Source organism: Leptolyngbya sp. FACHB-711, from assembly GCF_014695615.1.
Classification (GTDB): Bacteria; Cyanobacteriota; Cyanobacteriia; order Elainellales; family Elainellaceae; genus Leptolyngbya_A.
The window spans coordinates 1-12,803 of the sequence record NZ_JACJOR010000424.1 but is presented as its reverse complement, the minus strand read 5'-3'; the positions used below and the strand labels follow the sequence as shown (position 1 = coordinate 12,803).

Annotated in this window: 13 protein-coding genes; 7 read left to right on the top strand and 6 right to left on the bottom strand. The window is 51.6% G+C overall.

Going from position 1 to position 12,803, the window contains the following annotated elements:
• Both H6F80_RS18870 and H6F80_RS18865 read right to left on the bottom strand, forming a co-directional pair.
• The coding region (locus tag H6F80_RS18870; RefSeq protein WP_190793067.1) for a PAS domain-containing protein at positions 1-1,285 on the bottom strand (1,285 nt) is incomplete at its 3' end.
• 283 nt (positions 1,286-1,568) lie between these two features.
• Positions 1,569-1,889: a thioredoxin family protein gene (locus H6F80_RS18865; protein ID WP_190793066.1), complete on the bottom strand. Its 321-nt coding sequence runs from the start codon at positions 1,887-1,889 to the stop codon at positions 1,569-1,571.
• Between the two features lie 235 nt (positions 1,890-2,124).
• On the opposite strand from H6F80_RS18865, the gene H6F80_RS29215 reads away from it, so the two are divergent.
• Positions 2,125-2,361: a glycosyltransferase family 2 protein gene (locus H6F80_RS29215; protein ID WP_199296681.1), complete on the top strand. Its 237-nt coding sequence runs from the start codon at positions 2,125-2,127 to the stop codon at positions 2,359-2,361.
• A complete protein-coding gene (locus H6F80_RS29210) occupies positions 2,354-2,593 on the top strand; it encodes a hypothetical protein (RefSeq protein ID WP_199296680.1) in 240 nt (79 codons plus the stop codon). The genes H6F80_RS29215 and H6F80_RS29210 overlap by 8 nt, the downstream gene beginning before the upstream one ends.
• A 219-nt stretch (positions 2,594-2,812) precedes the next feature.
• On the opposite strand, the gene H6F80_RS18855 is transcribed toward H6F80_RS29210, so the two are convergent.
• Positions 2,813-3,037 (bottom strand): hypothetical protein, encoded by a 225-nt coding sequence (locus H6F80_RS18855; protein ID WP_190793065.1) that lies wholly within the window; start codon positions 3,035-3,037, stop codon positions 2,813-2,815.
• Between the two features lie 272 nt (positions 3,038-3,309).
• Positions 3,310-4,464, bottom strand: a complete 1,155-nt coding sequence (locus H6F80_RS18850) for a potassium channel family protein (RefSeq protein ID WP_190793064.1) — start codon at positions 4,462-4,464, stop codon at positions 3,310-3,312.
• A gap of 99 nt (positions 4,465-4,563) precedes the next feature.
• Here H6F80_RS18850 and H6F80_RS18845 point away from each other — a divergent pair, with 99 nt between their 5' ends.
• Positions 4,564-6,120 (top strand): mercuric reductase, encoded by a 1,557-nt coding sequence (locus tag H6F80_RS18845; protein ID WP_190793063.1) that lies wholly within the window; start codon positions 4,564-4,566, stop codon positions 6,118-6,120.
• A 6-nt stretch (positions 6,121-6,126) separates the two neighbouring features.
• Here H6F80_RS18845 and H6F80_RS18840 read toward each other — a convergent pair whose 3' ends face one another.
• Positions 6,127-7,440 (bottom strand): aminopeptidase P N-terminal domain-containing protein, encoded by a 1,314-nt coding sequence (locus H6F80_RS18840; RefSeq protein WP_190793062.1) that lies wholly within the window; start codon positions 7,438-7,440, stop codon positions 6,127-6,129.
• 191 nt (positions 7,441-7,631) lie between these two features.
• Between H6F80_RS18840 and H6F80_RS18835 the strand changes: the two genes are divergently transcribed.
• From H6F80_RS18835 to H6F80_RS18820, 4 genes are all read left to right on the top strand, one after another.
• Positions 7,632-8,345: a cytochrome b/b6 domain-containing protein gene (locus H6F80_RS18835; protein WP_190793061.1), complete on the top strand. Its 714-nt coding sequence runs from the start codon at positions 7,632-7,634 to the stop codon at positions 8,343-8,345.
• A 236-nt stretch (positions 8,346-8,581) separates the two neighbouring features.
• Positions 8,582-9,862 (top strand): M16 family metallopeptidase, encoded by a 1,281-nt coding sequence (locus tag H6F80_RS18830; RefSeq protein WP_242067446.1) that lies wholly within the window; start codon positions 8,582-8,584, stop codon positions 9,860-9,862.
• 37 nt (positions 9,863-9,899) lie between these two features.
• Positions 9,900-11,186 (top strand): M16 family metallopeptidase, encoded by a 1,287-nt coding sequence (locus H6F80_RS18825; protein ID WP_190793060.1) that lies wholly within the window; start codon positions 9,900-9,902, stop codon positions 11,184-11,186.
• Between the two features lie 249 nt (positions 11,187-11,435).
• Entirely contained in the window at positions 11,436-11,777 is a 342-nt protein-coding gene (locus tag H6F80_RS18820; RefSeq protein ID WP_206755094.1) for a pentapeptide repeat-containing protein, read from the top strand.
• Between the two features lie 84 nt (positions 11,778-11,861).
• On the opposite strand, the gene H6F80_RS18815 is transcribed toward H6F80_RS18820, so the two are convergent.
• On the bottom strand, positions 11,862-12,803 hold a 942-nt coding region (locus H6F80_RS18815), incomplete at its 5' end, for a class II fructose-bisphosphate aldolase (protein ID WP_242067445.1).

The following is a 12,803-nucleotide window of genomic DNA, read 5'->3' as shown; positions in this document are numbered from 1 at the left end:
CGAGACTGTAAAGTGGATGACCTTGAGAATCACGCATCAGTGCGACCGTTACATTGCACCAGATGACTTCGCCCTGTTTACGAATAAAGCGTTTTTCCATTTGAAAACTGGTCTGTTCGCCGTTCATCAAGGTATCAACCCGCTGGAGATCCGGTTCAAGATCTTCGGGGTGAGTAATATCCCTCAGGGTAAGACTGGACATTTCCGCATCGTCATAGCCTAGAAGCTGTCGGTGCGCGGGATTGTAGCGCACCAGTTTGTACTGATCCTGCACATCGAAGATTATGATTCCCATCGGGGCATTTTCAAAAATGCTGCGAAGCTGCTCCTCGCTCTGCCGAAGGGTCAATTGGGAGCGTTCCAGGGCGTGAGTGCGTTCCTGAACCCGCCGTTCTAGCTCTTGATTAAGCTGCTGGAGGTCGGTCTGCATCTGCTCAAGGGCTGCTTCGCGCTGTTTGGCTTTAGTAATGTTGACGCCAATTCCTAATGCGGCATAGGTGTTGCGATCGGCAAGGAAAAGGGGGCGCTTTTGCCATTGATACCATTGCTGCTGCCCATTGATCGCGATCTCCTCTTCGGCGATAAATAGGGGCTGTCGGTTTTGAATGACTGCGGCATTCTGGGCCATAAATTCTTGCACGAGGTGCGGATCTTCGACCAGATCTGCAATTTTTTTGCCGATTAAATCTTCGACTGTAGTGCTGTAGTAATCTGCTAAGGCTTGATTCGCAAGCACATAGCGTCCTTCCAGGTCTTTCACAAAGATCAGGCTGGGATCGGTATCAATGACGGTACGAAGAAAATCTTGCTGCTGCTGAAGCTGTGCTTTGGCACGAACGCGATCGGTAATATCCTGCAAAATTCCGACCAGACGAACAGATTGAGCATCGTAGTACCAGCATCCTTTTTCACAGAGCCATTGAACTCGGTTGTCGAGGTGCTGCACCTGATATTCAATGCTGTAGCTCGATCGATCGGTGAGTGCAGTATTAATCGCGCGATTCACCTGTTCTTGATCGTCTGGGTGGAGTCGATCGCGCCATTGGCAATAAGAGACAGGGGAAATTACGGGAGAGATTTCGGCAGAGAGTCCAAGCAGGCGAGCAACTTGAGGATTCCACAAGACCTGATCGCGATCGAGATGCCATTCCCAGCAGCCAATTTCTGCCAGTTCAATCGCAGCCGCACAGGTATCAGACAGAAGGCTTTCGGGTCGGAAGGGTGCTTGATCAGTGAGACGATAGGAAGCTGGTTCTCTGAGCAGGCGATCGTTGGGAGAAGACATTGCATTTACGTTAGCAGGCAACTTGCGGTACTGCGAGGGCTAGGATAGCGAAAATCATCAGTTCTTGCGGTGCCTAATTTCCCTGTGAAAAATTAAAAAGTGACTCAAAAAATCATTAGCCAAGGCAAGACGACCGGGCAAGAACTGAGATCGATCAGGAAACGTTTCTCATCAATTTCGCAAAAACTCATTGCGGGCGATCGATTAAGGCAACATATCAGGCAACCTACTAAGGCAACATGTCCAAGATGCCCATCCGCCCAGGCAGAATTTCGAGCAATGCTCAGGGAGAATCATTCTGAGCGAGAACTTCCTGAAGCTTCGTGCGAAACTCACCCTTAGGATGCGCCCCTTTCACTTCTCCGATGATTTTGAAATCTGCTTCGGGCGACGCACAAATCAGGTAGGTGGGCCAGCCCATTTCTGCTTTATCAGGATATTGCGCCAGGAGAATTTTGCGATATTTGCGGTAGGTGGCAGTATCCTGCATCTTGACATCTACAAAGTCTAAACCCAGTTCTGAGACGACTTTCTGGTCATAAAATGCCATTTTGTGGCACAGTCCACAATCTTCTGAAGAAAATTTGATAACGGCTACACTCATAGATTTTCTCTGGTTCTCAAAAACGATCGAATTCGCTTGGGATAACGACTGTGCAATGACTCCTTCGATTCTATTGAATCAACCGGGGTCTGAAAACCAGTTTACAGGGGAGAGACTGCAAAGGCTTGGGGTGGGGAAGCTTGGGATAGGAAAGAGGGTTTGAGGAATCGCTTGCCAGAGCAGCAATGACTTTTCCCCGTTCAGTGATGTTGCCGATCGAACAAGGAAAACAAGAATGAGTCAGCCCCACGTGAGCGTTGTCATTCCTACCTACAACTGCGATCGATTCTTGCCCAAAGCGATTGAGAGCGTGCTGCGGCAAACCATGACTCAGCATGAAGCGATTGTGATTGATGATGGTTCAACGGATAACACAGCCGCTGTTTTGCAGCATTATCAGGACAGGTATGCTGTTTCGGCAAGATTGGCTGCTGCAATCAGGCGGATTCGCTCGGCGATTGTCGATGTCTGAAGAGACGAAACTGGTGCTCTGGCTGGCGCGATCGCGCTGTGAGGCAGAGTGGCTGTGGCAGGTGACGGTTAGCTATCGGCAGCGCGAAGACAACGCCACCCATAAAGAACTGCTCCAGGCAGAATCTCTGTCTGCCATTCTGGCTGAATTTTTTTCCCAGGGTGAGCTGCCAGAATCAATTCGGCTGCTAGAGAACTCGGTGTGCTACAACATGCTGGTCTGGCTTGCCTAGTATCTCTACCACACCGGACATTTGGCAGAGGCAGTGCGCTTTCTTAAGCAGGCTTATTTCTATTCCGCCTATTCTCCAATAGAGGCGATCGTTCACTAGGCAAATTGCTTCGCCGAGTTTTCTAAAAGCTGGCACAGCAAGTTTGACGTGCAGCAACTCCGGCGATCGAGCGAGTGGCGGCAATTAATCCAGTAGATTGTAGGAAGAAGTTCGGGGTGCTTAAAGGAAGCACTTGACCTGATGCCAGTTTTGCTGCTCATCCTGGCAGTAGTAGCAGCCTTCCCACCAGATGCACTGACGATAAGATTGCTCGACTTCTCTGCTTTTCCTGGGCTGCTCATCGCTCAACAGCGCAACAATTTCCTGCTTGCGATCGATCGTTTTGGCAGCAGCAGCATCGAGCGTTTTTTGCAGAGAGTGCTCAGTCAGGTTTGATGGGATCACAGTAAACCTCACAAGAAATGGCAGTAAACAAATATCAACAGCAGAGGAAGATTGAAGAATCTTAATCCCTTTATGTTCTGTTGTAACTCGCGAACCAAGGGCAAAAATAGACTCTTTAGTATTATTTAATTTCTATGATTGATATGACTAAAGCTCTATTGATGCGGTTCCAGGCTCTCGCGAATTTTAGACCCAGCCTTATATAAAGCTTGAACAGATAAAGCTTGAGCAGATAAAACTTGAACAGTAACCGCAGCCCGATCGGGTTCTGATTAAATCAGCGGCGGAGCAATCGTCCAGCCTGTTTCGCGCACAATTTTGCTTTCGGAGGGCGCAACCTGATTCCAGCGGTAGCCCATGTAGTGAGCGATCGCCATGACGTAAGGCTCCCAGCGACGGCGCATTTTAATATATTCCTGAACCCCTGCTTCGACATCGGGCACGGTTTCAATGTCTTCCTGGCGTAGCCGCTCGATCGCCTGAAGATATCGCTGTCGCAAAATAAAGTCATCCTCTCCAGCCATTTTGAAGCTGCGCTGGGGCAGAAACGTATAAGACAGTTCCATCAGCAAATGCTGTCCGCCGTTTGCCAGTCCTGCAACAACCGTGGAACGAATAAAGGCACGATAGCGATCGGGATGAAGAGCCGTATTAATCAGCGTCACCGTATCCATTGCCAGCCAGACAATTCGCGCGAGGGAATACAGGTCATTCTCAAAGCGAAAATAGTGAACGACAGGATAAGCATGGTGTGATTCCAGCAGGGTCAACAAGCTTTCGGCAATTTTCGCCACATCGTCGCGGGCATCGTTAAAGTCTCCGGCTGCGCCCATGCGGGCAACCAGTTCGGCGGCATCGGCTTTTCCCATTGTGCGGTGGTGCAGCATCAGCGCAAGGATATTTCGCTGACTCAACGCGCTGTAAATCGCCATCAGGTAGGTAATAGTGAGCGTAAAAATGGCAAATCCCAGCCCTGCTTCGATCACGGTTACGATCCGAACCCAGTCCGATCGCGGCACCAAATCGCCCACTCCTAGCGTCGTAAAGACATAGCCGCTGTAATACAGCGCCGTGCTAAAGCTAATCGGCGTCAGACCTTCGCTCGCCTGAATTTCCATCCCCAATTCTGTCCAGTACACGCAGGCAAAGCCTACAATCAAAAGCACAGTCCAGGCAGAAACCACCAAAATCAGCAGGGTTGGACCACAAAACGATAAAATTGCTGCACCGAATCGCTCCGATCGCTGAATCGCTGCTCCAAGCCTGGCAATTCGCTGAAATAGCCGCCAGGTTCCTTTGCTGATCGCCGTACTCAGCCATCCCTTACCGCTGCGGGGATAGAGCACGATCAAATAAATATCAATCAGCGAGATTAGAATCAGGACAACTCCAACCAATTGGATTAGCCTATCGAACAAGGGGTGCATAGTTACGGTGCGATACGATAACGGTGTGACGGCGCAAAATCAGCATTCACAGCCTAGACTGCCGGACTCAACTGCAAACCCTGCCGCAGGACTTAAATCATGAGTGCCCCTGTCTCTAACTCCTTTCGTTCTCCCGTCCCCATTGCCCCTCTCGATCAATACAATCAGCGTCTCGTTGAGCGGTTGCATCCACCGGACTGGATCAATCCTGAACCTGCCCGACGCTATGACCTGGTTGTAGTTGGCGGAGGCGCAGCCGGACTGGTGACGGCAGGGGGAGCGGCTTTGCTGGGTGCAAAAGTGGCTCTTGTTGAAAAGCATTTGCTGGGCGGAGACTGCACTAATGTGGGCTGTGTGCCTTCTAAAACGCTAATTCGATCGGCAAGAGTGGCAGAAACTGCGCGATCGGCAGCAGACTATGGCATCGAAACCGGAGCGGTAAAGGTTAATTTTGCGGCAGTGATGGAGCGGCTACGGCGCATTCGATCGGACATTAGCGTGCATGATTCTGCCCGTCGCTTTCAGGATGAGTTTGGCGTGGATGTGTTTTTTGGGATGGCAAGCTTTGCCGACTCAGACCGTATCACCGTTGCCGGAAAAACACTGTGCTTCAAAAAAGCTGTCTTGGCCACCGGAAGCTACCCCTCAATTCCCTTGATTCCCGGACTGGATGCCGCAGGTTATCTCACCAACGAAACCGTCTTTTCAATCACCGATCGCCCTGCAAACCTGGCAATTATCGGCGGCGGCTATATCGGCTGCGAAATGGCACAGACCTTCCAGCGGCTAGGTTCACAGGTGGCGCTGTTTGTGCGGGGCGATCGCCTTCTGAGTCAGGAAGATCCCGATGCGTCTGAGATTATTCGGCAGCAGCTTGAACAGGCGGGAATTCAAATTCTGCTTAACAGTAAGATCTTGGGTGTGAATGGTTCGGACACAGGTAAGACGATCGAATACGAACAAAATCAGCAAGCCCAGAAGATAACCATTGATGAAATTCTGGTGGCAACCGGGCGATCGGTCAACGTAGACGGCATGAACCTCGATCGCGTTAATGTGGAGTACAGCGATAAAGGCATTGTGGTGAATGATTATCTACAAACCACCAATCCCAGAATTTATGCGGTCGGTGATAGCTGCCTGAAATGGAAATTTACCCATGCCGCAAACGCAGCCGCACGAGTTTTATTACAGAATGCGCTGTTCGCAGTTGGCGGCATTGGACGCAAAAATATTAACTCTTTGGTGATGCCCTACACCGTTTACACTGAACCCGAAGTCGCCCACGTGGGAATGCATCTTGCAGAAATTCAGGCACAAAATATTCCCGTTGAAACCCTGTGCCAGCCTCTTACCAAAGTCGATCGCGCCGTGGTTGACAGTGAAACGATCGGCTTTGCCAAAGTCCATCTCAAGCGCGGAACCGATCGCATCTTGGGCGCAACGATTGTCAGTCCTCAGGCAGGTGAACTGATTACGCTCTTCACTCAGGCAATGACGAATGGATTGGGACTGAAAGCGATCGCCAAAACGATTTATCCCTACCCGACGCAGGCAGAACTCATTCGCAATCTGGCAGATGAGTACAGTATCCGGCAGCTTCAGTCGCTCAAGCCGATTACGTCTCGCTGGCTTGCCTGGACGCACGGCGGCTAGTGCAAATTAACGCTCCAAATCCTCGATCATCTTCGGCACACCTGCCGTCAAATTCTCATATCCTTCCGGTGTCACCAGCACATCATCTTCAATGCGAATGCCAATGCCGTGCCAGCGGGGATCAACGGCAGGCTGTCCTTCCGCAGGTTGAATGTGAGGTGAGATATAAATTCCAGGTTCCACAGTAAGCACCTGTCCCGGCTCTAGACTATGGGGTGTTTCGCCGTGCTGATAAACGCCCACATCATGCACATCCAGCCCCAGCCAGTGCCCGGTGCGGTGCATATAAAACGGCTTGTATTTCTCTTCTTGGATGATCTCCTCAATGTTGCCCTGAAGCAGTCCCAGATCAATTAATCCCTCTACGATCACTCGCACTGCAACATCGTGGGTTTGCTTGTAAGGATTGCCGGGATACACCTGGGCGATCGATTGACGCTGAGCCTCCAGCACAATTTCGTAAATTGCTTTTTGCTCCTCAGTGAATTTGCCGTTTACCGGAAAGGTGCGCGTGATATCGGAGTTGTAGTAGCCGTAGGCGCAGCCTGCATCAATTAACAGCAAGTCATCGTCCTGCATCTGGCGCGTGTTTTCGGTGTAGTGCAGAATGCAGGCATTTTCCCCTGATGCCACGATCGATGGATAAGCCGGACCGATCGCCCCCTGCAAACGAAAGGTATGCTCAATTTCCGCCTGCACCTGATATTCATAGTGACCCGGACGCGCAAAATCCATCGCTCGCTGGTGAGCCTCGATCGCAATTTCTGCCGCTTTTCGCATCAGATCCAGTTCGGCTGCGCTTTTAATTTGCCGCATCGGGTGGAGGAGGGCGATCGGATTTTCGAGTGCAACGGGACCGTAGCCCTTGCGGGGGTAGGTTCTCAAAAGCTGCTGCCAGTGCTTCAGAATCGTTTCGTTAAATGCTTTGTCGCGGCCAATCGAGTAAAAGATGCGATCGGCTGGCTCGAGATACTGGGGCAGTTTTTCTTCAAGTTCATCGATCGGATACACGATATCTGCGCCGAACTGTTCTTTGGCAGCTTCCACTCCGACTCGATAGCCCGACCAGGTTTCTTTCTCCAGATCCTTCGGGCGCACAAACAGAATAAATCGATGCTCTTCATGGTGCGGCGCAAGTACGGCAACGGCTCCCGGCTCATCGAATCCGGTCAGGTAATAAAAGTCGCTGTCCTGCCGAAAGTTGTACTCTACGTCATTGTGCATTGTTGCCAGCGGCGCACTGCGAAACACTGCCGTTCCTTTTCCCAGCTTTGCCATTAGGGTTGCGCGACGCTGAGCATATTCCGTTGCCGTAATCATGGGATTTGAGGATAGGGATTACATCAAGATTGCTAGTGTTCTCTACTTTAGCGAGTTCAGCTTTCAGATTCCAATCATCATGGACGATCGCCGCAAGATAGATTTATATTGATGGATAAAGCATTTGCAATTGATTTCTGCTTAAGCATTTTAAGCTTGTGCAGTGCGTAAGCCGGGTCAAACGACTTTTTATGAAACCCACCCAACCCTATCAGCCCTTCCTGCTCCGCATCCTCCACGGACTCATCGGAATTTTTGTGATTGGGGCGATCGTCACTGCCTACTGGACTTACGACACTTATGACAAACGCTGGGGCGGAATTGGACTGCCTCACTTTCCCGAAATCGAAGGTATTCATGGCACGTTTGGACTATACGCGCTGCTGCTGTTCCCGGTGTTTGCCATCTACGCACTGCGACGCGGACAAAAACGCCTGCTTCAGCCTGATTCCCTCACAAAACTGAGTCAATTTAATACGCCGATTGGGTGGTATACGCTGCATCGCGGTGCGAATACCCTGTCGCTGCTGGCTCTCACGTTTGCGCTGTTTTCCGGCAAGATGATGGACTCAGGCTGGCTACCTCGCGGCGAACTGAATCATCCTTGGTACTCCGTTCACCTCATTTCCTGGGTGGTGATGGTGCTGACGCTGGCAATTCATCTGCTGATGAGCGCGAAAGTAGGCGGTTTGCCTTTACTGCTCTCAATTTGGCAGTGGAAATTTCGCCCTGAAGAAAGCCCAAAACAGTGGCGATCGCACATTCAGAAATGGTGGTTTCAGATCCGGTCAGGTGATACCAGCAGTTTGCTTTGGGTCAGGCGATCGATGCTCTATCGAGGGCTGGAGGCAGCCATAATAATTAGCCTGATTTTTGCCTGGATTATTCCGCTGCTAAAGGGTTAGTAGCTGTTTTAAAGCTCGAAGAGGCTAGACAGAGATTCGTGGATCGATCGCTTGTCAAACTCATCAACTACAGGGGTTACGGCGATCAATTACCATTCTGATAGGAATAAATTCTTATCCTATCAACCGACTTGTCCTGAGAGTACGCTATCCTAGCTATTTAAGAGATTGATTGCCCATTGGAGTCTATGTTTCTGAACGTTCACGATCCTCTTGAAAATCAAAGCTGAGCTATCTTGATTTCACTCCTAACTCCTGAATTGCTCCAGACCCATTTGTTTCCAGCGCAGCAGTATCGATTTAGTAACGGGCTAACGCTAATTCATCAGCAAACGCCAGCCGCCCCAGTAGTTACCGTTGATGTGTGGGTGAAGGCGGGGGCAATCTTGGAGCCGGAACCCTGGTCGGGGATGGCACACTTTCTAGAACACATGATTTTCAAGGGAACCCATCAGCTTCCACCCGGCTTGTTTGATCAGATTATTGAAAGTCGCGGCGGCATGACCAATGCAGCAACGAGCCACGACTACGCCCATTTTTTCATTAACACAGCAGCGATTCACCTGCCCGAAACCCTGCCTCATCTGGCAGATTTGCTGCTGAATGCTCAGATTCCAGACGAGGAGTTTGATCTGGAGCGCGATGTCGTTTTAGAAGAAATTCGGCAATCGCTCGACGACCCAGACTATCTCGGCTATCAGTCGCTTGTCGAAAACATCTATCAGCGGCATCCCTACGGGCGTCCAATTCTGGGCGATGCTCAGCTTTTGCTCGCTCGCTCGCCCGACGAAATGCGCCATTTCCACCGCACTCACTATCAGCCGGAAAATATGACAGTGGTGATTGTCGGCGATGTGGCATGGGAACCGACGCTGGAAATAGTCAGCCGTTCCTTTGCTCAGTTTGCGCCGCGATCGAACTGTCCTTTGCCCGAGGTCGAAGCCGAACCGCCAATTACTGAGATTCGCCGACAGGAGCTTCATCTGCCTCGATTAGAGCAGGCGCGGCTGATGATGGCTTGGATAGGACCGGGCGTGGACCATTTGCGGAGTGCCTACGGGCTGGATCTGCTTTCGGTGCTGCTGGCAGGCGGGCGAACCTCGCGACTGGTGCGCGAACTGCGGGAAGAACGCTACCTGGTGCAGGACATTATGAGCAGCTTCTCGCTTCAGCAGGATTCGAGCCTGTTTACGATCACTGCCTGGTTAGAGCCGGAGCATCTGGGGCAGGTCGAGGCAATTATTGGCGATCGCTTAGCAGAGTTGGCTGAGGTTCCCCCGTCGCCCAGCGAATTAAACCGCTATCAGCGATTGCTCTGCAACGACTACGCCTTTTCAACCGAAACGGCAGGACAACTTGCCGGACTCTACGGTTACTACAGCACGATCGCCGAACCGCAAATCGCGACGGCATATCCGCAGGTGATTCAATCCTTCCAACCGGAGGAACTGCGAAACATTGCCCGTCAATACCTGTCGCCGCTACGCTATGCTGTAACGGTGCTGAAGCCCTGCTAAAGTCAGGAAAATTAGGGTCGGGAAAGAGAGAAATTTAATGCAAAATCGTATTGTGCATCGTGCTGTCCTGCCCAACGGGATGACCGTTTTGTGTACTGAAAATGCGGCAGCCGATATTGTGGCAGCGCGGGTGTTTATCCGGGCGGGTGGACGCTATGAGCCGATCGCTCAGGCAGGGCTTTCGCACCTGCTGGCAGCCGTGATCACCAAAGGAACCGATCGCCTTACGTCGCAGGAAATCGCCGAACGGGTTGAGTCCGTTGGGGCAAGTTTGGGAACCGATGCGGCGTCAGACTACTGTTTGCTCAGCCTCAAGACTGTGTCGGGCGACTTTCCCGAAATGCTAGAGCTGGCGGCAGAACTACTCCGATCGCCTGCCTTTCCCGAAATGGAAGTCGAGCTAGAGCGGCGGCTCACCCTGCAAGGAATTCGATCGATGCAGGAACAGCCCTTTTCCGTGGCAAACAATCAGTTACGGCAGGCGATGTACGGTGAGCACCCCTATGCCCTCCCCGGATTAGGAACCGCCGAAACCGTATCTAGCCTGACTCCGGCAGACCTGCATCATTATCACAAAACTTACTTCCGTCCCGATAATGTGGTGATTAGCATTGCCGGACGCATTCAGCCCGATGAAGCAATGGCACTGGTCGATCGCACGTTGGGCGACTGGGAACTTCCTTTGCAAACAGACGGATCGCCCTTGCCCCTGCCCACCCTGGAGCTGCCGCCCGTGACTCCAAACCCACAGTGGCTTGTAACCCTCCAGGACACACAGCAGGCGATCGTGATGCTGGGTTATCTAGCAAGCGAAGTTCACAATCGAGATCATTTAACCCTGAAGCTACTCAATACTTATCTGGGAAGCGGTCTATCGAGTCGGCTATTTGTCGAGCTGCGGGAAAAGCAAGGACTGGCTTATGAAGTGTCTGCCTTCTATCCTACCCGGATCGATACCTCCCACTTTGTTGCCTATATCGGCACTGCGCCAGATAATGCTGCCGTTGCGCTGGAAGGACTACGATCGGAAGTTGAGCGGCTGCAAACCGTTCAGCTCACCGACGAAGAACTTCAGGCGTCAAAAAACAAGCTGCTGGGACAATACGCCCTCGGCAAACAAACCAACGCTCAGCTTGCCCAAATCTCTGGCTGGTACGAAACGCTGAAATTGGGCATCGACTACGACGATCGCTTTCAGCAGCAAATCCCGACGATCACTGCTGAAGACATTCAGGCAGTCGCCAACCGCTATTTCACCCAGCCCTATGTGTCCCTTGTCGGGTCGGAAAAGGCGATCGATCAGGTGGAGCAGGTGAAGCGGTAATGGGTTTTTAGACGTGCCGCACATCGATAAGGGCGTTTCGCGAAACGTTATTTACCGCATCCAGGCATTTACTGCATCCAGACAGCCCGCTTGCACCAGGAGATATTTTTTGCCGTTCCGTAGGGTAATCTAAACAAAAATCTGTCGTTCATTTGCTAATGGGGAATCGCAATGAGAATTGCCGTTCTATTCGCAACTGTAATCCTGGCACTTTTTTGTTTCTTGTCTCCTGTTTCTGCTGATAATGTCGTGCCAACGGATCGAATTGACCCTAAAATGCAGCTGCTTGAAACGCGATCGTGCATTGGCTGCAATCTCCAAAATGTTGATCTGAGCGGTGAGGATTTGAGAGGCGTTAACCTGAGTCGTGCCAACCTGGAAAACGCAAATCTAAAGGGCGCAAAGATGATGGCGGTCGTACTGCGCGATGCTGACCTAAAACGAGCCGATTTGCGACAAGCCGATTTGTTGGCGGTCGATTTCACCGGAGCTAACCTGAAGGGCGCCCAATTTTCGCGAACTGATCTGGCAGCCGCTCGCATTTGCCGGACGATCGATCCCAATGGCAAGCTATCGCAGAGAGACTGCTAAAGTAGCTCATGCTTGAGATCTCGGAGGCTCGGTTTGGTCAAGGTTCCTTTTGTGAACGGCATCCTGAGCCTCAAGGGAATTCCCTTATTTGCGGTATCGCTGTGCTGCCAGCATCGTCGCGTATGGCGTTTCGTGCAGGTGTTCCTTGTTTGCAGAGCCAAACAGCTTCATTTTTTCGGTAATCACGTCTTGCATCGCAGCGATCGATTCTTCCATGCAGGGCAGCAGGTCGGCTTTGGGGGCAGTGCAGGCTTCAGAGCCGATCGTCGTCATGTAGGCCTGGCGTACTTCGGTATTGACGTTGAATTTGCAAACGCCCAGTTCGATCGATTTGCTGATCATTGGGGCAGGCAGTCCCGACGCGCCGTGCAGCACCAGCAAGACATGACCGACTCTTTCTCGAATGCGAATTAGGCGATCGAAGTCCAGACGGGGTTCGCTGCGGTATTCGCCGTGGACGTTGCCAATTGTGACTGCCAATGAATCGACCTGGGTTTGCCGCACAAATTCGCCTGCCTGAGTTGGGTCGGTCATTTTGGCTTCTTTCTCAGAAACCGATAGACCATCTTCCGTACCGCTGATTCTGCCAATTTCCGCTTCAACAATCGCGCCCTGGGCATGGGCAAACTGGGTCATTTCACGGGTAAAAGCAAGGTTCTCTTCGTAGGGCAAATGGGAGCCGTCTGCCATGATCGAACTCATTCCGGCCGCTAGGGCAAACTCGATCGCGCTGGCAGAAGTGCTGTGATCGAGATGGACAGAGACGGGGACAGAGGCAGTTCGGGCAGATTCTAAACAAAGTAAAACCAGGGGCGATCCGCCATACTTCAGCGCACTGGGATGGAGTTGCAGCATTGCTGGACTGCGGTTTGCTTCTGCCGCACCGATCACTGCCCGTACCCCCTCCAGGTTATAAACATTGAATGCTCCGATCGCGTAAATATTGCGTTGAGCGGTTTCTAATAGTTCCAGCGTAGAGGCAAGCATGGTAGTTTCCTGGCGTGAGAATGGATTGCTTGAGGCGGT